Genomic DNA, 20,800 nt, shown 5'->3' on the forward strand with positions numbered 1-20,800 from the left:
ACGACGTACGCCCGTCACGCCGAATGTTCGCCAGCCTCTCTGGGCCAGTCGGATTACGCGAGCATCCTAGCCCGCCTCGAATAACGCCATGGCCTCGACATGGGCCGTCTGCGGAAACATGTCGAGGATGCCGGCTCTCCTGAGCCGATAACCCTGCCGGACCAGCTCGGCACTGTCGCGTGCCAGCGTCGCCGGGTTGCAGGACACATACACCACGCGTTTCGCGCCGAGCCCGCCCAGGTGGCGGGCGACCTCGAAAGCGCCGTCGCGCGGCGGGTCCAGCAGCACTGCATCGAACCCCTGCCGGGCCCACCGGGCCTCGGCCAGCGGCTTCGACAAGTCGGCCTGGAAAAAGTGCGCATTCTCCAGACCATTGATTACCGCATTGCCACGGGCGCGTTCGACCATGGCGTCCACACCTTCCACCGCCACCACCTCGCGCACCTGGCGCGCCAGCGGCAGGGCGAAATTACCGAGCCCGCAGAACAGGTCCAGCACCCGCTCGGACGCCTGCGGTGCCAACCAGTCTAGCGCCTGGGCGACCATCGCCTCGTTGACCGGCGCATTGACCTGGACGAAATCACCCGGCCGGTATTCCAGTTCCAGGCCCCACTGTTCCAAACGGTAACCCAGGCGCATGGCCGGGTCGTCCGCGTGCGGCTCGCCCGCACCGTGCAACCACAGCTGGGCCTGGTGTTCGGCGCAGAAATGCCGCAGGCGCTGCAGGTCCGCCTCACCCAGTGGCTGGATGTGGCGCAGCAGCAGCGACGAGGCATTGCCGTGAAAGAGCTCGACATGACCGAGGGCTTGCGGCCTTTCCAGGCTGCGCAGCAGTTGCGGTAACGCACGGACGATCGACTGCAAGGGCTGTACCAGCACGAGGCAGTCATCGATGCCGATGATGGTCTGGCTGGCGGCGGCGCGGAAGCCGACGTCCAGGCGCGCGGCCTTGGCGTCCCAGCGCACGGCGATGCGGGCGCGGCGGCGGTAGGCGAACTCCGGCCCCACCAGCGGTGCGGCCCAAGCCTCGGGCTCGAGCCCGGCGACGCGCGACAACTGCTCGGCCAGCGTGCGCTGTTTCAGGGCGAGCTGCTCGGCATGGGGCAGGTGCTGCAGGGTGCAGCCGCCGCACTGGCCGGCATGGGCACAGGGCTCGGCACGCCGCAGCGGGCTGGCCACCAGCACCTTCTCCGCGCGTGCCTCGACGATCTGGGCGCGGGCGCCGAGTACACGGGCCTCGACCTGCTCGTCCGCCAGCGCACCGGAAACGAACCAGGTACGCCCTTCGACGAAGGCGATGCCACGGCCGTCGTTGGCCAGGCGCTCGATGGACAGGCGCTGCTTCTTGCCGGTCGGCACCTGCTGCGTCGAGCGCGTGCCGCCACTGGGCTGGAAGCGCAGGCCGCCGCTACGCTTGGCCATGTTTCACATCCTTGGGCAGATACCAGGAGCGCTGCAGCAGGGCCGACGGCGCATAGCGGGAAACGGACGCAGCGGCGCCCAGGGCGAGGCCCCGGCTGGTGCCACACACGGGGTGCAGGTGGATGCGATAGGCGCGCAGCGAGTAGCGGCCTGCACAGCCATCGGGACGGGGAATGACGAGTCTCACGGGATCGGGTCGTACACGCCGGTGGACAGGTAGCGGTCGCCGCGATCGCAGATGATCGCCACCATCACCGCGTTCTCCACCTCGCGGGACAGGCGCAGCATGGCCGCCACCGAGCCGCCGGAGGACACGCCACAGAAGATGCCTTCCTCGCGGGCCAGTCGGCGCATGGTCTGCTCCGCCTCGACCTGGGCCATGTCGACGACGCGATCGACGCGGTCGGCCTGGTAGATCTTCGGCAGGTATTGCTCGGGCCAGCGACGGATGCCGGGGATGGCCGAGCCTTCCTGGGGCTGCAGGCCGACGATCTGGATAGCGGGGTTCTGCTCCTTGAGGTAGCGCGAGGTGCCCATGATGGTGCCGGTGGTGCCCATCGAGCTGATGAAGTGGGTGATGGTGCCCTGGGTCTGGCGCCAGATCTCGGGGCCCGTGCCGACGTAGTGGGCCTCGGGGTTATCGCCATTGGCGAACTGGTCCAGCACCTTGCCGCGGCCTTCGGCCTGCATGCGCTCGGCCAGGTCGCGGGCGCCCTCCATGCCCTCCTCCTTGCTGACGATGATCAGCTCGGCGCCATAGGCGGTCATCGCCGCCTTGCGCTCGGCACTCATGTTGTCCGGCATGATCAGGACCATCTTGTAGCCCTTGATCGCCGCCGCCATGGCCAGCGCGATGCCGGTGTTGCCCGAGGTCGCCTCGATCAGGGTGTCACCGGGCTGGATGGCACCGCGCAGTTCGGCGCGGGTGATCATCGACAGGGCCGGGCGGTCCTTCACGGAACCGGCGGGGTTGTTGCCTTCGAGCTTGACCAGGAGGGTGTTGCTGGTGGCTCCGCCCAGGCGCTGCAGGCGCACCAGCGGAGTGTTGCCGATGCAGTCGGCGATGGTTGGGTACTGCAGGGTCATGGCGGGGGTTCGCAATCCAGACGCAGGGGTGCACATGATACCGGCAAACCGGCGATGGCCATATCGCGGGAAGGTGTCGCGTTATGCCATGAGGCTATATGCATGGAACCGACGGCTATTGCAGGGCCGGTCCGGCCCGCGTCGCGACCCCGTCCCTCCTTATATAGGTACGCGAGAACGACGAAGCCCCGGCAGCGATCGCGACCGGGGCTCCATGGCCTGGCGGAGCGGCAGGGCCGCGCCGATCAGAAGTGGAAGTTGGTGCTGAGCAGCGCCGTACGACCCGCCGCCTGGTTGGCGAAGTGGGTGGTGAAGGCCTTGTCGTAGTAGGTCTCGTCGGTGAGGTTCTGCACGTTCAGCTGCAGGTCGACGTTCTTGGTCAGCTGGTAGGCCGCCATCGCGTCGTAGCGCCAGTAGGACGGGACGTACACGGAGTTGTTGTTGTCGCCGAACACATCATCCACGTAGAAGGCACCGGCGCCGAGGGTCAGCTTCGGCAGTACCTGGTAGGTGGTCCAAAGGCTGAAGCTGTTCTTCGGCGTATTGGGCATCTCGTTGCCCTTGGCCGCGTTGACGGTGCTGGTCACCAGGCCCGTACGGTTGCCCACGGCACCCGGGTCGACCAGCTCACTGTCCAGGTAGCTGTAGCCGGCGAAGACCTGCCACTTGTCGGTGATCTTGCCGCTGGCGGTCACCTCGAGGCCGTCGACGCGGGTCTTGCCGGCGTTCTCGTAGGTGTAGTTGCTCACCAGGACGCGGGTGTTTTCCTTCTCGGTGCGGAAGATCGCGGCGGTCAGCGACAGGCGCTCATCGAGCAGGTCCCACTTGGTGCCCAGCTCGTAGTTGGTGGTCTCTTCCGGCTCCAGGTCGCTGACGATACTGGTCGGCGTGCCCACGGACGTCGGCAGGGCGTTGCCTTCCGTGCCCTCGCCCAGCATGGAGCCCGGCGGCGTCGCGGACGTGGCGTAGGAGGCATAGATGCTGCCGTTGCTGGCCGGCTTCCATACCAGGCCCACCTGGTAGTTGACGAACTCGGCGGTATCGGACGCCTTGAAGGTGGTGGCGCCAGCGGCGGACTTGGTCCTGGACTCGGTCTGGAAGTTGTCGTAGCGCAGGCCCAGGTTGAGGATCCACTGCGGGTCCAGCTCGATGCTGTCGAAGGCGTAGAGCGCACGGGTATCGCCGGTGGTGACGGTGGCGGCGTAGTTGCGCGCGACGCTGCCGGCCCAGGGGTCGTCCGGGTTGGGATTGCCCAGCGAGGTGCAGTTGTAGCCGGTGCCGGCACCCGTGGTCGGGCAGTTCAGGTTGCCGGTCCCCACCGAGTTGGCGACCGTGTAGGAAGAGCGATCGGACTCCTCGCGGGACAGCTCGATGCCCGTGGAGAAACTGTGCTTGAGCCCGGCCAGCTGGAAATCGCCGAACAGGTCGGTCTGGTTGGTGGTGGTGGCGGTGTTGCTCACACGGCTGTTGGCGCGGCGCCAGACGGTGCCATTGATCACGTTGCCCTTGCTGTCGTCCGGCTGGGTCAGGATGTAGTCCTGCATGCTGTTGCCGTGGCGCAGGGTGTTCTTGAGGGTCAGCGAATCGGTCAGGTCGTGCTCGATGGCGATGGTCGCGATGTCCGCCCGGGTCTTGCGGAAGTCGCGGCTGGTCAGGCCATAGAAGTTGCTGCTGTCGCCGCCGTCGACGGGTTTGTCCGGGCTGCCCGCGGTGTGGGTGGTGCCCACCGAGTAGCCGTAGGGGATGCCCGAGTCCGGCAGGTCGTCGCTTTCCATGTGATAGAAGTCGAGGTTCACGCGGGTGTCGGTGCCGAGGCCGAAGGCCAGCGACGGGGCCACGCCCCAGCGGTCGTAGTTGACCTTGTCGCGACCGGCGACATTGCTCTCGTGGCTCATCAGGTTGAGGCGGAACGCGGCGGTGTCGAGGAACTGCTGGTTGATGTCGGCGGTGTAGCGCTGGGTCTGGTCGGAACCCCAGGTGAAGCCACCGTCGATGGAATCACCGAGGTGCGCCTTCTTGGTCACCAGGTTGAGGCTGCCACCGGCCGAGCCACGGCCACCGAAGGACGAGTTCGGCCCCTTGCTCACCTCGATGGACTCGATGGCGAAGATCTCGCGGGTCTGCGAACCGGTGTCGCGCACGCCATCGAGGTAGGTATCGGACTGGGCGTCGAAGCCGCGGATGAAGGGACGATCGCCCTGGGGGTTGCCGCCCTCGCCCGCCCCCATGGTGATACCGGGCACGGTGCGCAACGCGTCCTGCAGGCTCAGCGCGCCGGTGTCCTTGATCACCTGCTGCGGAACCACGGTCACGGAGCGCGGCGTGTCCACCAGCGGCGCGGTGTACTTCTGCGAGGCGGAGCGCTGGACCTGGTAGTCCTCGCCCCCGATCTGCTCACCGACCACCGAGGTGGCATCGAGCGAGATCACGCCGTCCTGTTCGCCGTCCTTCTTCTCCGCTTGCGCGGCATGGGCAACCGGCGCCAGGGAGGCGGCCGAGAGGGCAACGCCGATGGCGGATGCCAGCAGGCGCTGGGCAGAAGCGGTGGATTCGAGTGACTGACGCGACATCGTTTTCCCTCCCCAGGGATCTCAGAGGCCGCGGAATCTATTTCAAAACGTTTACACTATCAATTGCCATATATTCTCATTTGCATCTTTTTTACAAACTTTACACTCGTCCGCGCAGGCCGTCGGCAGGCCCGGCAAATCCCCTTGCCAGCAACAAATGTAAATCACTACCATTTGCGCTTTTTTCCCATCCGGAGGCCCCAGACCATGCTCCTGCGCATACCCGGTGTATTCACGCCCGAAGAGGCCGCCCGCATCCGCGAAGCGCTGGAACAGGCCGACTGGGCGGATGGCCGCGTCACCGCCGGGCACCAGTCGGCGAAGGCCAAGCACAACGAGCAACTGGTGGAAGGCCATCCCCTGGCGAAGGAAATCAGCGCGGCGATGCTGCAGCGCCTGTGGACCCACCCGCTGTTCGTCTCCGCCGTGCTGCCGCTTAAGGTCTTCCCGCCCCTGTTCAACCGCTACACGGGCGGTGGCACCTTCGACTACCACATCGACAACGCCATCCGCCGCATCCAGGGCAGCCCCGAGCAGGTCCGCACCGACGTCTCCGCCACGCTGTTCTTCAGCGAACCGGATAGCTACGACGGCGGCGAACTGGTGATCCAGGACACCTACGGCACCCAGCGCGTGAAGTTCGCCGCCGGAGACCTGGTCATCTACCCCTCCACCAGCCTGCACAAGGTGGAGCCCGTGACCCGGGGCGCACGCATCGCCTCGTTCTTCTGGACCCAGAGCATGGTCCGCGACGACGGCCAGCGCACCCTGCTCTACGAGATGGACCAGGCGATCCAGAGCCTGGCCCGCGACGTACCCGAACACCCCGCGCTGATCCAGCTCACCGGCACCTACCACAACCTGCTGCGGCGCTGGGCGGACACCTGAAATGCACGTCACCCTCAGGCGCACCGAAACCCTCAGCGTTGAAGAATTGCGCGAGCGGCTGGCCAGCGACCCTCGCCAGGCCGCACGGATCATCCTCGGTGCCGCCCGCGACGGCATGACCGATGCGCAGACGCTGCTGGGGCAGATCCTCCTCGATGGCAAGGGCATCGAGAAAGACCCGGCCCTGGCCCGCGCCTGGTTCCGCATCGCCGCCGACAACGGCGACGCCATGGCGCGCAACATGCTCGGCCGCTGCCTGGAGCACGGCTGGGGCGGTGACGTCGACCTGGTGGAAGCCGCCAACCAGTACCGGCAGGCCATCGCCAGTGGGCTCGACTGGGCCCTGTACAACTACGCGGGCCTTCTGGCCACCGGACGCGGCGTCGAGCTCGACCAGGCGGCCGCCTTCGCCCTCTACCTGCAGGCGGCCGAAGCCGGGCACGCCAAGTCGATGAACCTGGTGGGGCGCTATTTCGAAGAGGGCATCGCCGTGCCACGCGATGCCGGAATCGCCCTGGACTGGTACCGGCGCTCGGCCGAGGCCGGCGACTTCCGCGGCCAGTTCAGCTATGCCGCGGTACTGGCGGCCCAGGGGCGGATCGAAGAGGCCCTGGACTGGCTGCGACGCTCGCTGGCCGCCGGCAATCTCAACTTCCTCCGCACCAGCCGTGCCAGCCTGGCCCAGGCCAGCGACCCGCGCATACGGGCCCTGGCCGGCGACTTCCACCAGCGCGCGAGCGAACTCGGCGACGACAGCGACCACCAGGCCCAGCAGCGTTTCCTGGCCCAGGGCGGCGACGGTATGAATATTCTCAACTAGATCGGCCGCCCCCCTTTCAGGGAGACATTCGGATGACCGCCAAGAAGCCTCGGGGCGCGAGTCCTATGGCGTTCTTAGCCCGAACCCGAGGCGCCGCCCGGCCAGGCTTGCAGGCACATGTGCAAGCCCAGCCCCGGATCCAGGTTGCGCGCCCACAGTCGGCCGCCCTGAAGTTCGATGGCGCTGCGTGCGATGCTCAGCCCCAGGCCGAAACCGCCATCGCCGGGCCGCGCCTCGTCGAGCCGGGAGAAGGGTTCGAAGATCAGCTCCAGGTGTTCTTCCGCCACCCCAGGCCCCTGGTCGTGGAGGCACAGCAGCCAGTGCTCGCCCTCCTGGTGGCCGGACAGCGTGACCAGCCCGCCCGCAGGTGAATGGCGGATGGCATTGCGCAGCATGTTCTCCAGGGCCTGGGCCAGGCTGTTGAGGTGGGCCTTGACCACGCACCGCTCATCCAGCTCGAAACGCAGTTGCTCCCGGGGCCATCCCGTCTCGAAACAGGCGTCTTCCGTGAGCACGTCCCAGAGTGGCCGCAACGGCACCGCCTCCTGGGGGAAATGCGGGCGCTCGGAATCCATCCAGGCCAGCTCCAGGGTGTTTTCCACCAGTTGCTGCATCACGCCGATCTCGCGCTCCAGGCGCTGGCGCAGCGCCGGCAGGTCGTCCTCGCGCTCGCTGGCCGCACGCAGGCGGCTGAGCGGGGTCCGCAGTTCGTGAGAGAGGTCGCTGAGCAGCCGGCGCTGGTAGACCACGGTGCCTTGCAGGCGATCGGCCATGTGATCGAAGGCCCGGCCCAGCTCTCCGAGCTCGTCCCGCCGCGAAACGAAGGGTTCGCCCAGACGCGCGCCGAGGTCGTCCGCCTTCAGCGAATTGGCCTGTTCGCGCAGGCGCGCCAGCGGGGCGATGAACAGCCGGTAGAGCAGCATGCACAGCAGCAGGGCGAGCAGCCCGGGCACCACCTTCTGGGCGATGAAGAACAACAGCGGCCGTGGGCCCCAGGGGCTGAAGCGTTGCGGCAGGAGCATCACCAGCTGCCCGTCCTGGCCCTCGAAGGGAATGCTCAGCGTGCGGGGTTCCGGCGTCTGCCGCCCCATCGGCCACTCCAGTTGCCGCATGAAGCCCAGGCGACGGCGCTGCTCCTCGCTGACCGGGCGGCTGCCCAGGGGGAACAGGTGCTGGTCGAGCACCAGCACCCAGCTGCCCTCGCGGCGCTCCAGGTCGACCTGGAAGGCATCGACGCCGGCCCGTCCTCCTTCACGCCAGGCCTGCTCGGCCTCACGGGCGTAGCCGCGCAGGGTCGTGCGCGCCGTGTCGGACAGGTAGGAGGTGCGTTCGCCGATGAGCTGACCGAACGACAGCGTCAGGGCGATCATCACCAGGCAGAAGCCGACGAGGATGATCGCCAGCTTCCAGAACAGCGAATGGCGACCGGGCATCAGCCTTTCCCGCTGGTGAGCACGTAGCCCTTGCCCCAGACGGTCTCCAGCCGCCACTCGGCATAGCCGAGCCGCGCCAGTTTGCGACGGATGTGGCTGACGTGCATGTCCAGGCTGCGGTCGTGCTGCGAGTAGGCGCGGTGCAGCACGTGCTGGTAGAGGAACGCCTTGCTCTGCGCCTCCTCCATGTGCCGCGAGAAGGTGACCAGCAGGCGGTACTCGGTGGGCGTGAGTTCGGCCCAGCGCCCGCGATAGCTGATATCCGAGCGCCCTTCGTCGAACTTCAGCTCCAGCGCATCGCTGGGCGGTTCCGGTTCACGCCGTTCGTAGGCTACGCGACGCAGCACGGCATCCACCCGCACCTGCATCTCCGCCATGCTGAACGGCTTGGGCAGGTAGTCGTCCGCCCCCTGGCTGAAGCCGGCGATGCGGTCCTGCTCGGCGCCCAGCGCGGACATCAGGATCACCGGCACGCGGCGGCGGCGGCGCAGCTCGGCGAGCACCTCCAGGCCGCTGCGCCCGGGCAGCAGGATGTCCATGAGGATCAGGTCGAAATCCTCGGCGCAGGCCAGGCCCAGGGCCTCTTCGCCGTCCCGCCGCAAGGTCACGTCGAACCCCCGGCGACCGAGGTGATCGCAGAGATGGGAGGCCAGGACGGGGTCGTCCTCGATGGCGAGGATGCGGGCGCTCGGGGGGATACTGACGTTCATGGAATCACCAGCAAATGCGAATTATTCGTTAATAGAGTCGCATTCTGGCAAATCGCCGCCTGGATTCCCATATCACCGCCTGGATTCCCGCCTATAAGCGGGAGGATTCCGACCGGCCGAATCGCTACACTTCCGGCATTCACTGACCGAAGGAACGAGCGTGTACAAGGATCTAGGCATCAAGGGCCGCGTTCTGCTGCTCACCCTGCTGCCCACCAGCCTGCTGGCCCTGGTGCTGGGCGGCTACTTCATCTGGGCGCAGCTTTCCGACATGCAGGCGCAGCTGCTGCAGCGCGGCCAGATGATCGCCGAGCAACTGGCCCCCCTGGCGGCGCCGGCCCTGGTCCGTGGCGACGCGGTGCTGCTGGAGCGCATCGCCGACCACGCGCTGGACCAGCCCGACGTGCGCGCCGTGAGCTTCCTCAGCCTGGAACGCGCACGCCTCGCCCACGCCGGGCCGAGCATGCTCAACGGCACGCCCGACAGCGACGGCAGCCACCTCAGCCTGACCAGCAACACCGATGCAACGCGCTTCATGCAGCCGGTGTTCGAACGCCACCGCGTGCTTTCCGGCGACACCGCCAAGCTGGGCGACGACCAGCTGCTGGGCTGGGTCGAGCTGGAGATGTCGCACCACGGCACGCTGCTCAAGGGCTATCGCAGCCTGTTCGCCAGCCTGCTGCTGATCACCGCCGGCCTCGCCGTCACCGCGCTGCTCGCCCTGCGCATGAGCCACCAGATCAACGAGCCGCTGCGGCGCATCAAACAGGGCGTCGCGCTGCTCAAGGAAGGTCGCCTGGAAACCCGCCTGCCGCAGCTCGGCAACCACGAGATGGACGAGCTGGCCGGGGGCATCAACCGCATGGCCGAGGCGCTGCAGAGCGCCCAGGAAGAACTGCAGCACAACATCGACCAGGCCACCGAGGACGTCCGCCAGAACCTGGAGACCATCGAGATCCAGAACATCGAGCTGGACCTGGCGCGCAAGGAGGCCCTGGAGGCGAGCCGGATCAAGTCCGAGTTCCTCGCCAACATGAGCCACGAGATCCGCACCCCGCTCAACGGCATCCTCGGCTTCACCAACCTGCTGCAGAAGAGCGAGCTGTCGCCGCGCCAGCAGGACTACCTGTCGACCATCGAGAAGTCCGCCGACAACCTGCTGGGGATCATCAACGAGATCCTCGACTTCTCGAAGATCGAGGCCGGCAAGCTGGTGCTGGAGAACATCCCCTTCAACCTGCGCGACCTGATCCAGGACACCCTGACCATCCTCGCCCCCGCCGCCCACGAGAAGCGCCTGGAACTGGTCAGCCTGGTCTACCGCGACACCCCGCTACAGCTGGTGGGCGACCCCCTGCGCCTCAAGCAGGTGCTGACCAACCTGGTGAGCAACGCCATCAAGTTCACCCGCGAGGGCACCATCGCCGTGCGCGCGATGCTCGAGGACGACAGCGATGCCGACCTGGTGCAACTGCGCATCAGCGTGCAGGACACCGGCATCGGCCTTTCCGACGAGGACCTGCGCGCCCTGTTCCAGGCCTTCAGCCAGGCCGACAACTCGTTGTCGCGCCAGGCCGGCGGCACCGGCCTGGGGCTGGTCATCTCCAAGCGCCTGATCGAGCAGATGGGCGGCGAGATAGGCGTGGCCAGCACCCCGGGCGAAGGCTCCGAGTTCTGGATCAGCGTCAGCCTGCCCAAGGCCCGCGACGATGCCGACGACCTGCCCAAGGCCCTGCTCGCCGGGCGCTACGCCGCAGTGTTCGAGCCCCAGGAACTGGCCCGCCAGGCGCTGCACCACCAGCTCGAGGACTGCGGCCTGGAGGTGCAGGACTACCCGAGCCTGGAGGCCTTGCTGGAGGCGGTCGAGACCCAGCGCAACGGCACCCGCGCCATCGGCTTCGCGGTCATGGGCGTGACCGCCCGCGACCTGCCGCCGGATCGCCTCAGCCAGTACATCTGGGAACTGGACCAGCTGGGCTGCAAGAGCCTGGTGCTCTGCCCCACCACCGAGCAGGCGCTGTATCACCAGGTGCTGCCCGACTCGCACAACCAGTTGCAGGCCAAGCCGGCGTGCACGCGCAAGCTGCACCGTGCCCTCACCGGCCTGGTCAGTCCGCGCCAGCAGCCGCGCCTGGAGGCACCGCAGCCACAGAGCACGCGCGCGCCGAAGATCCTCTGCGTCGACGACAACCCGGCCAACCTGCTGCTGGTCGAGACCCTGCTCGGCGACATGGGCGCCCAGGTGACCGCGGTGGACAGTGGCTATGCCGCCGTCGAGGCCGCGCAGCAGCACAACTTCGACCTGATCCTCATGGACGTGCAAATGCCCGGCATGGACGGGCGCCAGGCCACCGAGGAAATCCGCCGCCTGGAAGCCGGCAGCGAATTGAGCCCGGTGCCCATCGTCGCCCTCACCGCCCACGCCCTGGCCAACGAGAAACGCGCCCTGTTGCAAGGCGGCATGGACGACTACCTGACCAAGCCCATCGGCGAGCGCCAACTGGCCCAGGTGGTGCTCAAGTGGACCGGCCTGGTCCTGCACAGCCCGGCCCCCGAGCGAGGCGCCGAGCACCCGGCCAACGAGGATGAACCGAGCGTGCTGGACCCGGAGGAAGGCCTGCGCCTGGCCGCCGGCAAGGCCGATCTCGCCGCCGACATGCTGGCGATGCTGCTGGCCTCCCTCGCAGCGGACCGCCAGGCCATCCGCCAGGCGCTGGACAGCGACGACCACGCGACCCTGCTGGAGCGCGTCCACCGCCTGCACGGCGCCACCCGCTATTGCGGCGTGCCACAGTTGCGCGCGGCCTGCCAGCGCAGCGAAACCCTGCTCAAGAAGAACGACCCGGCCTATCGCCAGGCGCTCGACGAGCTCGACGTGGCCATCGTCCGCCTGGCCGGGGAAACGCGGGTGAACGCTTGAACTGACCTGATGCAGGGCGCCTCTTCCCCGGCGGTCTAGAATGGCCGGGGAATAAAAGGAGAGCCCATGCGCACCATTCTTTTCAGCAGCCAGAACTATGACCGCGACAGCTTCCTCGGCGCCGCGGCAGGCATCGAGCTGCATTTCCAGCCGGCACGGCTGACCCTCGACACCACGGCCCTGGCCAATGGCTTCGACGTGGTCTGCGCCTTCATCAACGACGACCTGTCCGCGCCGGTGCTGGAGCACCTGGTGGCGGGCGGCACGCGCCTGATCGCCCTGCGCTCGGCCGGCTACAACCACGTCGACCTCACGGCAGCCCGCGCGCTCGGCCTCACCGTCGTGCGGGTGCCGGCCTACTCGCCCCACGCGGTCGCCGAACATGCGGTGGCATTGATCCTCGCCCTCAACCGGCGCCTTCACCGCGCCTACAACCGTACCCGCGAAGGCGACTTCAGCCTGCACGGCCTCACCGGCTTCGACCTGGTGGGCAAACGCGTGGGCGTGGTCGGCACCGGGCAGATCGGCGAGACCTTCGCCCGCATCATGGCCGGCTTCGGCTGCCAGCTGCTGGCCTACGACCCCTTCCCCAACCCGGCCGTGGAAGCCATGGGGGCACGCTACCTGCCACTGGACCTGCTGCTCGCCGAGAGCGACATCATCAGCCTGCACTGCCCGCTCAACGACGCCACCCGCTACCTGATCAACGCCGACAGCCTGCAGCACATGAAGCCCGGCGCGATGCTCATCAACACCGGCCGCGGCGCGCTGGTGGAAACCCCGGCGCTGATCGAGGCGCTGAAGAGCGGCCAGCTCGGCTACCTGGGCCTGGACGTCTATGAAGAGGAGGCCAACCTGTTCTTCGAAGACCGCTCCGACCTGCCGTTGCAGGACGACGTGCTGGCCCGGCTGCTGACCTTCCCCAACGTCATCGTCACGGCGCACCAGGCCTTCCTCACCCGCGAGGCGCTGGCGGCCATCGCCCGCACCACGCTGGACAACATCGCCGCCTGGGCCGCCGGGCGGCCGTGCAACCAGGTCGACGCCTAGGCCGTGATAGGATGCGCGGCGTTTCTGGAGGACCTATGGCCGAACACGATTTCCGTTACAACCTGCTCAACCCCGCCCACACCCTCAGCGAGTGCCGTGCGCTCGCTCCGGGCCGCTATCAGGTCACCGGCACCGGGGGCTCGATCCAGAATGGCGACACCCTGGTCGTCACCCTCAAGGGCAGCCGCGACCTGGCGATGCGCCTGGAGGTGGAGAAGGTCCGCCACCTGATCAACCCGCCCGGCCAGTGGCTGGCGGTGGCCAAGGGCCCGGTCTTCAAGGAACTGTCCATCCTCAACTGGCACGTGGACTGCGACGCCTGCGCCAAGCGCCTGGACTTCGAGTTCGCCGTCGACTCCAGCCTCGGCAAGAGCGCGCAGGCACCGGCCGCGGAAGCCCGCATCGCCGAGCTGGGCTGGTTGAACAGGGAAGACAAGCACCTCTGCCCGAAATGCCGTCAGGAGACCCCATGAACCGCAACGCAATCAGTGCCGCCGTCGGCGCCCTGGCCCTGGTGGGCTGCGCCAGCGAAGGCCCGAGCATCGAGACCGAACGTACCTACCAGGTGGAGTGGATCGGCGAACGCCCGCTGATCGACAATAGCCACCTGACCATCACCCTGGGCCGCGACGGCCGTGCCTATGGCAATGGCGGCTGCAACCACTGGTTCGCCTCCTACGAGCTGAAGGACGACAGGATCAGCTTCGGTCCGGTCGGCAGCACCCGCAAGATGTGCGCACCGGCTTTGATGGAGCAGGAACAGCGCTTCCTCGATGCCCTGCCGGGCGTGCAGCGCTGGGACTTCTCGGCGATCGAGCAACTGCGCCTGTGGCCCGCCGAAGGCAAGCCGCTGCGCCTGTGGCCGGAACGCTGAGTTTCAGAAAAGCTTGAGCTGCTCGGCGACGCCCTGCAGATCCTGCAGGCGCACGCCGATGCCGATCAGCCGCACCGGCTTGTCACCCCGGGCGAACGCCGCGCCCAGCAACAGCCTGTAGCTGTCCAGGTCACGCCCAGCACCGGACTGCTCCAGGGTGGTCTGGGCGAAGTCGTGGAACTTCAGCTTCACGAAAGGCTTGCCGGGCTTATAGCTGGCGTCGAGCCGTTGCAGGCGCCGCTGCAGCTCCTCGTAGAGCTCCGGCAGGCGCTCCAGGCAGGTGCCCAGGTCGGGCAGGTCCTGATCGAAGGTGTTCTCCACACTCAACGACTGACGGCGGCTGTCCACCTGCACCGCGCGCTCGTCGATACCCCGCGCCAAGCCGTACAGGCGCTCGCCGAAACTGCCGAACTCGCGGGCCAGGGCCAGGCGACTCCATTCGCGCAGGTCCGCGCAACTGATCACGCCGAGGCGGCCGAGCTTGTCCGCCGTCACCTTGCCCACGCCATGCAGCTTGCTCACCGGCAGCTGGGCGACGAAGTCGTCCACCTGGTCGGGCGTGATCACGAAGAGGCCGTCGGGCTTGCGCCAGTCGCTGGCGATCTTGGCCAGGAACTTGTTCGGTGCCACCCCGGCGGAAACGGTGATGCGCAGCTCCTGCCACACCCGCCGGCGGATCTCCTGGGCGATGCGCGTGGCGCTGCCACTGAAGTGCTGGCTCGCGGATACGTCGAGATAGGCCTCGTCGAGGGACAGCGGCTCGATGATCTCGGTGAAATCACGAAGGATGGCGTGGATCTCCCGCGATGCCTCGCGGTAGGCGTCGAAGCGCGGCCGCACGATCAGCAAATCCGGGCACAGCTTCAACGCATGGTGCGACGACATGGCCGAACGCACGCCATAGGCGCGCGCCTCGTAGTTGCAGGTGGCGATCACCCCGCGCCGGTCCGCCGAGCCGCCGACCGCCAGGGGACGGCCGGCCAGCGACGGGTCGTCGCGCATCTCGATGGCTGCATAGAAGCAGTCGCAATCGATGTGGATGATCTTCCTTTGACTCATGGACGCCTGGTTACCGGTGGAGCGAAGGAAGCACGCTCGGGCGGGCGGATGCCGCCGGGGGAGCCTCCACGGACGGGAGGCGGGCAAGTCTAGCCGATTTGCCAGGCGGGTTTCAGCGGCCGGATGTGCTCACGACCTGGGCGGCCCGGGCGTGATGCTCCGGCCAGAGCTCGGGCCGTGGGTCGGGGGTGCGCCAGGTCCTTATATAGAGGTCCCAGGACGCCTCCACCTCATCGAGCGCAGGCAGACGCGCCGGGTCGCTCCACAGCAAAAGCCGCGCGAAAGCGGCTGCGAGCGTATCGTCATGCCCCAGCGCAACGCGAACCCGCTCATCCACCGGCGGCACCTGGCGGGCGTCGCATACCTCGACGGCGACATCCCGGGTCACCGGGCAGCGTAGGACGAAGTGGACCATTTCATCGGGCGACTCCGATTGCCAATAGCTGTGAGGCCCGCCCGTGACCAACGGGCGCTTCTCCAGGCCGCTTTCCTGCAAGGCGATGGCGAGCAGCATCAACTGCGCCTCGGGGCTGTTCATCTCATCGGGCAGCAGGGCCAGGGCCGGCTCGATGACGAGGCGGCTGAAGGAATCGAGCGTCATGGGAACTCCGGAACGAAACGCCCCGTGGAACGAGGCGCGACCAACGCGGATGGGGCACCACCGGCACCCCGTTGAAGCGCAGCAGTATCGCCGGGGCCCAAATCTCTACAACGGACGCGTGGCGGAATCAGCCCGAGCCTACCGGTGTCTGGAACTCTCCTACAGCGTCTCCCCGTTACGCTCGTCCAGCGGCCAGGAAATGGACCTCCTGCCGCCCTCGGGCCCGGTTCCCCGTTCCGGGCCCGAGGTTCATCCGGCCCATTCCCGCACCTGCGCACCTCGCCCCGAAAAGCCTGAAGAACCCCGCCCGGCAGGGGCTGGAGGACTATCTGACCACCCGGATCACGCCAAGCATCTGAAGAAAAAACACTTTTTTCTCAATCAGGCGTTGACAGGGTGAATTAAATCGCTAGAATGCCGACCCACAGACGCGGGATGGAGCAGTCTGGTAGCTCGTCGGGCTCATAACCCGAAGGTCGTTGGTTCAAATCCAGCTCCCGCAACCAAATACGGAAAGGCCACTCGAAAGAGTGGCCTTTTTCGTTTGGGCGTCTTTTCTTAGGCTGAAGCCGCCCGCCCCTCAGTCAGGCCATGCGCCAAGGAAAATATTGCATTACAGGGCTTGGAACTTGCCCGCGCTGCCCACATCCTGTGGCGCACATTGCATGAGGTGCTCGATGCGCGCCAACCCCACCGTTGAAAATCCGCTCCCCGACGATTCCACGCTGCAGGACGAACCCGCGCAACTGCGCTGGCTCGATCGCATAAGCGCCTACCGACAGCCCATCGGGCTGGCCTTCACCCTTCTTCTGTTCACCATCGGCCTGGTCGCCTGCTGGCACCTGCTGCGCGAGCTCGACCCCGACGCGCTGCGCACGGCCGTGCGTGATGTACCCGGCACCAGCCTGCTGATGGCCATTGGCGCCACGGCGATCGGCTTCATCGCGCTGATGGGTTACGAGTGGTCCGGCTGCCGCTTCGCCGGGGTCAAGCTGCCCTTCCCGCGCATGGCCCTCGGCAGTTTCTGCGCCACGGGCATCGGCAACGCCATCGGCCTCTCGGTGATCACCGGGGGCTCGGTGCGCTACCGCCTCTATAGCCGCGACAACGTCGGCACCGGCGATATCGCCCGCATCACCCTGTTCGCCAGCCTGGCCCTGGGCAGCGCCCTGCCCCCCCTGGCCGCCGTGGCGGCGCTGAGTGACCTGCCCGCAGCCGCCCAGGCCTTGCGCATCTCCACCAGCCTGGTGGCGATCATCGCCAGCGCCGTGCTCGCCGCCACCGTCATCGCCGTGGTCTGGCTGTCGCGCCTGCGCGAGCCGGTGGCGCCGACACCGGGTTGCGTGAACATCCGCATCGGCCACCGCACCCTGCGCCTGCCGGGCCTGCAGTTGTCCGCACTGCAGCTGGTGATCACCCTGGTCGACGTCTGCGCCGCCGCTGCCGTGCTCTATGTACTGCTGCCGGAAGCGCCGCCTCTGGGCGCCTTCTTGCTGGTCTACCTGCTGGCCCTGGCAGCCGGCGTGCTCAGCCATGTGCCGGGCGGTGTCGGCGTGTTCGAGGCCGTGCTGCTGGCGGCCTTCGCGGGGCAACTCGGTGCAGCGCCCCTGGCCGCCGCCCTGCTGCTCTATCGCCTCATCTATGTGGGCCTGCCGCTGATCCTCGCCTGCCTGCTGCTGCTGGCGAACGAGGCGCAACGCTTCCTGCCCGCCGGGCGCCAGGCGGTGCGCGCCGCCTCCGGCCTGGCCGCGCCGGTGCTGTCGCTGATGGTGTTCCTCTCTGGCGTGGTGCTGCTGTTCTCCGGTGCCACCCCGGCCATCGACACCCGCCTGGAGCACCTGAGTTTCCTCATCCCCCATCGCCTGATCGACGCCTCGCACCTGGCCGCCAGCCTGGTGGGCGTGCTCTGCCTGCTGCTCGCCCATGGCCTGCGCCGGCGCCTGTCGGCAGCCTGGGCGCTGACGGTGGTGCTGCTGCTCGCCGGTGCCGGGCTGTCGATGCTCAAGGGCTTCGACTGGGAAGAGGCCAGCCTGCTGGTGCTCACCGCGACCCTCCTGGCGATGTTCCGCAATGCCTTCTATCGCCCCAGCCGCCTGCTGGAGATGCCTTTCTCGCCGGTCAACCTGGGCGCCAGCGCCTGCGTACTGGCCGCGTCGCTGTGGCTGATGTTCTTCGCCTATCAGGACGTGCCCTACAGCCATGAACTGTTCTGGCAGTTCGCCGTGGACGCCGACGCCCCGCGCACCCTACGTGCGACCCTGGGCAGCGGCCTGCTGCTGGCGGGCCTGGCGCTGATCTGGCTGCTGCGGCCGGTCCCCCTGGTGATCCACGAGCCCACCGAGGAGGAACTGCTCAAGGCCGCCGATATCGTCAAGGCATCCGGCCAGCCCGACGGCGGCCTGGTGCTCACCGGCGACAAGGCGCTGCTGTTCCACCCCGAGGAGGACGCCTTCCTGATGTTCGCCCGCCGCGGGCGCAGCCTGGTGGCGCTGTTCGACCCCATCGGCAAGGCCAACCACCGTGCCGAGCTGATCTGGCAGTTCCGCGACCTCTGCGACGTGCACCATGCGCGCCCAGTGTTCTACCAGGTACGTGCGGAGAACCTGCCGTACTACATGGATATCGGCCTCAGCGCCCTGAAGCTCGGCGAAGAGGCGCGGGTCGACCTGCGCCGCTTCGACCTGGAAGCCAAGAACAAGGCCATGAAGGACCTGCGCTACACCCTCAGCCGGGGCCAGCGCGACGGCCTGTCGATGGAGATATTCGACGCCGGGCTGGCGCCGCTGGATGCGCTGCGGGCCATCTCCGAAGCCTGGATGCAGGGCAAGCAGGTGCGCGAGAAGGGCTTCTCCCTGGGCCGTTTCGACCCCGACTACCTCAAGCACTTCCGCATCGCCGTGGTCTTCTTCGAAGGCAAGCCCATGGCCTTCGCCAACCTGCTGGAGACCAGCAGCAGCGAACTGGCCAGCCTGGACCTGATGCGCGTGCACCCCGAGGCGCCCAAGCTGACCATGGAGTTCCTCATGCTCAACCTGCTGCTGCACTTCAAGGAGCGCGGGCACGAGCGCTTCAGCCTCGGCATGGTGCCCCTGGCCGGCCTACAGCCGCGCCGCGGCGCGCCGCTGACCCAGCGCCTGGGGGCCCTGGTGTTCCGCCGTGGCGAGCAGTTCTACAACTTCCAGGGCCTGCGCCGCTTCAAGGACAAGTTCCAGCCCGAGTGGGAGCCGCGCTACATGGCGGTGCCTGCGGGCCTCGACCCGCTGGTGGCGCTGGCCGATACCGCCGCGCTCATCGCCGGCGGCTTCACCGGACTGGTCAAACGCTGAGGGAACCATGCTCAAACGCAACTGGAAGCGCATCCTGGTCGTCGCCGTCCTCTTCGCCATCGGCATCGGCCTGCTGCTCTGGAGCCGCCACGCGCCCCAGGCCAGGGTCGAGCAGAAGCGCCTGGCGGATGGCAGCTCCGCGACGCTGGCGAGCCCACCGGCGGACGCCAAGGCACGGGTACTGGTCCTGGTGGATCGCGACCAGCAACTGAAGGAAGCCGAACTGCTGGCCCTGGCCCACGACGGTGCGGCGCGCATCGTCCAGCTCGCCCTGCCGGCCAATGATTGCGATGCCCAGCAGCACCTGCTCCAGAACGCGCGGGAGCTGCTCCAGGGCGAACCCACCCTGGTGGCGGGCATAGGCCCGGGAGCCGCCTTCGCCTGGCGGTGGCTGGCCGGCCAGGACAAGGACGAGGCACGCGCCCTGTCCATCGACTTCAGCCTGGAACACGCCGACTGCCCGACCCCGCTGCCCAAGGCCGCCCCCCACGGCCACTGGACCATCGCCTGGAACGACAACCCGGACGACCCCAGTGCCGCCTTCGCCCGGGACCAGGCCAACGCCGACACCAGCATCAGCGACTACGACACCACCCTGCCCCAGTTGCTCGACGAGCAGTTGCGCGCCCTGCTGCAAGGCGAAGGCACGCCGATGCCGGTGGTCGAGGTGCCCGCCGCCAAGCCCTCCTCCACCGTCACCCTGTTCTATTCGGGTGACGGCGGCTGGCGTGACCTGGACCGCGCCGTGGCCGAGGAAATGGCCAAGCGCGACCACTCGGTGGTCGGCATCGATGCGCTGCGCTACTTCTGGCAGCACAAGAGCCCCGAGCAGGGCGCCGCCGACCTCAGCCGCCTGATGAAGCAGTACCGCGAGAAGTGGGGGGCCCAGCGCTTCGTGCTGGCGGGCTACTCCTTCGGTGCCGATGTGCTGCCGGCCTTCTACAACCGCCTGCCCAAGGCCGACCAGCAGCAAGTGGACGCCGTCCTCCTGCTGGCGCTGGCGCGCAGTGGTAGCTTCGAGATCGAGGTGCAGGGCTGGCTCGGCAAGGCCGGCCAGGAAGCGCCCACCGGCCCGGAACTGATCAAGCTGCCGGCCGAGAAGGTGCTCTGCGTCTATGGCAAGGAAGAGGCCAGCGAGAGCGGCTGCACCCAGCCCGGCGCCCCAGGCGAAGTGCTGGCGCTGCCCGGCGGCCACCACTACGACGAAAACTACCCCGCCCTGGCGCAGCGCCTGGTCGCCGCCATCGCCAAGCGCCAGCCCGCCCCATGACGCCGCCTGCCCGCTACCCGCCAGGTAGCGGGCAGCACGACGCTTGATCTGCTTCATTTTCACTTAAGCCACGGCCGCTAAACTGGGGACAAGCCCGCCGCTACGATGCGGGACAACAAGGAGCCGTGATGACCACCCCAACGTCCCGCTACGGGAAACTCTCAATCGCACTGCATTGGTTGATGCTGCTGCTGATCGCCGCCGTCTACGCCACCATCGAGCTGAAGGGCAACTTTCCCAAGGGCAGCGAAACCCGCGAACTGCTCAAGCAATGGCACTTCATGCTGGGCCTCTCGGTGTTCGCCCTGGTACTGGTGCGCATCGCCGCACGCTTCCTCTCACCCACCCCGCCGATCACCCCGAACCCGCCGGCCTGGCAGAACGCCCTGGCCAAGCTCGCGCACCTGGCGCTGTACGGCCTGATGCTGGGCCTGCCGCTGGCGGGCTGGCTGATCCTCAGCGCTGCCGGCAAGCCGATCCCCTTCTTCGGTTTCGAGCTGCCGCCGCTGATCGACAAGAATCCCGACCTCGCCGGGCAGATCAAGGAGGTGCACGAGACCGTGGCCGTGCTCGGCTACTGGCTGATCGGCCTGCATGCGGCGGCGGCCTTGTTCCACCACTTCATCAGCAAGGACGACACCGTGCGGCGCATGCTGCCGGGGCGGAATTGAGTCCTGCCCTGGGGGCCCGAGCACGGCCCGCAGGCTGATCCCATCCATGAAAAAGCCCGGGCATGCCCGGGCTTCTTTCGTCGTGGCGAACCCCGTCGGC

The 20,800-nt window shown here is 67.7% G+C and carries 17 protein-coding genes and 1 tRNA gene; 10 read left to right on the plus strand and 8 right to left on the minus strand.

Translation table 11 applies throughout. From position 1 onward, the window contains the following. Window positions 1–66 precede the first annotated feature (66 nt). The 4 genes from rlmD to PHLH3_RS22750 all read right to left on the minus strand — a co-directional run bounded on the left by rlmD (window position 67) and on the right by PHLH3_RS22750 (window position 5,078). On the minus strand, window positions 67–1,422 hold the full coding sequence (rlmD, locus tag PHLH3_RS22735; RefSeq protein ID WP_213625868.1) for a 23S rRNA (uracil(1939)-C(5))-methyltransferase RlmD: 1,356 nt from the start codon (window positions 1,420–1,422) through the stop codon (window positions 67–69). Next, window positions 1,409–1,609, minus strand: a complete 201-nt coding sequence (locus PHLH3_RS22740) for a hypothetical protein (protein ID WP_213625869.1) — start codon at window positions 1,607–1,609, stop codon at window positions 1,409–1,411. The genes rlmD and PHLH3_RS22740 overlap by 14 nt, the downstream gene beginning before the upstream one ends. Beyond that, on the minus strand, window positions 1,606–2,508 hold the full coding sequence (gene cysM / locus PHLH3_RS22745; RefSeq protein ID WP_213625870.1) for a cysteine synthase CysM: 903 nt from the start codon (window positions 2,506–2,508) through the stop codon (window positions 1,606–1,608). Before cysM ends, PHLH3_RS22740 begins: the two co-directional genes overlap by 4 nt. A gap of 245 nt (window positions 2,509–2,753) precedes the next feature. Continuing rightward, a complete protein-coding gene (locus PHLH3_RS22750; protein WP_213625871.1) occupies window positions 2,754–5,078 on the minus strand; it encodes a TonB-dependent siderophore receptor in 2,325 nt (774 codons plus the stop codon). A gap of 207 nt (window positions 5,079–5,285) precedes the next feature. On the opposite strand from PHLH3_RS22750, the gene PHLH3_RS22755 reads away from it, so the two are divergent. Together PHLH3_RS22755 and PHLH3_RS22760 are read left to right on the plus strand one after the other, a co-directional pair. Continuing rightward, window positions 5,286–5,966, plus strand: coding sequence for a Fe2+-dependent dioxygenase (locus tag PHLH3_RS22755; protein WP_213625872.1), 681 nt, complete (start codon window positions 5,286–5,288; stop codon window positions 5,964–5,966). 1 nt (window position 5,967) lies between these two features. Continuing rightward, window positions 5,968–6,786, plus strand: coding sequence for a tetratricopeptide repeat protein (locus PHLH3_RS22760; protein WP_213625873.1), 819 nt, complete (start codon window positions 5,968–5,970; stop codon window positions 6,784–6,786). Between the two features lie 74 nt (window positions 6,787–6,860). Here the strand turns inward: PHLH3_RS22760 and PHLH3_RS22765 are convergent, their stop codons facing one another. Then, a complete protein-coding gene (locus PHLH3_RS22765) occupies window positions 6,861–8,219 on the minus strand; it encodes a sensor histidine kinase (RefSeq protein ID WP_213625874.1) in 1,359 nt (452 codons plus the stop codon). Further along, on the minus strand, window positions 8,219–8,929 hold the full coding sequence (locus PHLH3_RS22770; RefSeq protein WP_213625875.1) for a response regulator transcription factor: 711 nt from the start codon (window positions 8,927–8,929) through the stop codon (window positions 8,219–8,221). The genes PHLH3_RS22765 and PHLH3_RS22770 overlap by 1 nt, the downstream gene beginning before the upstream one ends. Before the next feature lie 160 nt (window positions 8,930–9,089). Between PHLH3_RS22770 and PHLH3_RS22775 the strand changes: the two genes are divergently transcribed. The 4 genes from PHLH3_RS22775 to PHLH3_RS22790 all read left to right on the plus strand — a co-directional run bounded on the left by PHLH3_RS22775 (window position 9,090) and on the right by PHLH3_RS22790 (window position 13,773). Then, window positions 9,090–11,849 (plus strand): response regulator, encoded by a 2,760-nt coding sequence (locus PHLH3_RS22775; protein WP_213625876.1) that lies wholly within the window; start codon window positions 9,090–9,092, stop codon window positions 11,847–11,849. Window positions 11,850–11,915: 66 nt separating this feature from the next. Further along, the gene (locus PHLH3_RS22780) at window positions 11,916–12,899 is read left to right on the plus strand and encodes a 2-hydroxyacid dehydrogenase (protein WP_213625877.1); all 984 of its coding nucleotides are present in this window, start codon (window positions 11,916–11,918) and stop codon (window positions 12,897–12,899) included. 35 nt (window positions 12,900–12,934) lie between these two features. Further along, on the plus strand, window positions 12,935–13,372 hold the full coding sequence (locus tag PHLH3_RS22785) for a hypothetical protein (protein ID WP_213625878.1): 438 nt from the start codon (window positions 12,935–12,937) through the stop codon (window positions 13,370–13,372). Beyond that, window positions 13,369–13,773: an META domain-containing protein gene (locus PHLH3_RS22790; RefSeq protein ID WP_213625879.1), complete on the plus strand. Its 405-nt coding sequence runs from the start codon at window positions 13,369–13,371 to the stop codon at window positions 13,771–13,773. Before PHLH3_RS22785 ends, PHLH3_RS22790 begins: the two co-directional genes overlap by 4 nt. Before the next feature lie 3 nt (window positions 13,774–13,776). Here the strand turns inward: PHLH3_RS22790 and dinB are convergent, their stop codons facing one another. Both dinB and PHLH3_RS22800 read right to left on the minus strand, forming a co-directional pair. After that, the gene (dinB, locus tag PHLH3_RS22795) at window positions 13,777–14,832 is read right to left on the minus strand and encodes a DNA polymerase IV (RefSeq protein WP_213625880.1); all 1,056 of its coding nucleotides are present in this window, start codon (window positions 14,830–14,832) and stop codon (window positions 13,777–13,779) included. A gap of 112 nt (window positions 14,833–14,944) precedes the next feature. Beyond that, window positions 14,945–15,433, minus strand: coding sequence for a hypothetical protein (locus tag PHLH3_RS22800; RefSeq protein ID WP_213625881.1), 489 nt, complete (start codon window positions 15,431–15,433; stop codon window positions 14,945–14,947). Between the two features lie 429 nt (window positions 15,434–15,862). Here PHLH3_RS22800 and PHLH3_RS22805 point away from each other — a divergent pair. The 4 genes from PHLH3_RS22805 (at window position 15,863) to PHLH3_RS22820 (ending at window position 20,700) form a co-directional block, all read left to right on the plus strand. Continuing rightward, window positions 15,863–15,939, plus strand: a tRNA-Met gene (locus PHLH3_RS22805). A 171-nt stretch (window positions 15,940–16,110) separates the two neighbouring features. After that, window positions 16,111–18,759: a bifunctional lysylphosphatidylglycerol flippase/synthetase MprF gene (gene mprF / locus PHLH3_RS22810; protein ID WP_213625882.1), complete on the plus strand. Its 2,649-nt coding sequence runs from the start codon at window positions 16,111–16,113 to the stop codon at window positions 18,757–18,759. A 7-nt stretch (window positions 18,760–18,766) separates the two neighbouring features. Continuing rightward, window positions 18,767–20,029: an AcvB/VirJ family lysyl-phosphatidylglycerol hydrolase gene (locus PHLH3_RS22815; RefSeq protein WP_213625883.1), complete on the plus strand. Its 1,263-nt coding sequence runs from the start codon at window positions 18,767–18,769 to the stop codon at window positions 20,027–20,029. Between the two features lie 128 nt (window positions 20,030–20,157). Then, window positions 20,158–20,700 (plus strand): cytochrome b, encoded by a 543-nt coding sequence (locus PHLH3_RS22820; protein ID WP_173171809.1) that lies wholly within the window; start codon window positions 20,158–20,160, stop codon window positions 20,698–20,700. The last annotated feature ends 100 nt before the right edge of the window (window positions 20,701–20,800 follow it).

The organism is Pseudomonas sp. Pc102 (assembly GCF_018408275.1).
Taxonomy (GTDB): domain Bacteria; phylum Pseudomonadota; class Gammaproteobacteria; order Pseudomonadales; family Pseudomonadaceae; genus Metapseudomonas; species Metapseudomonas tohonis.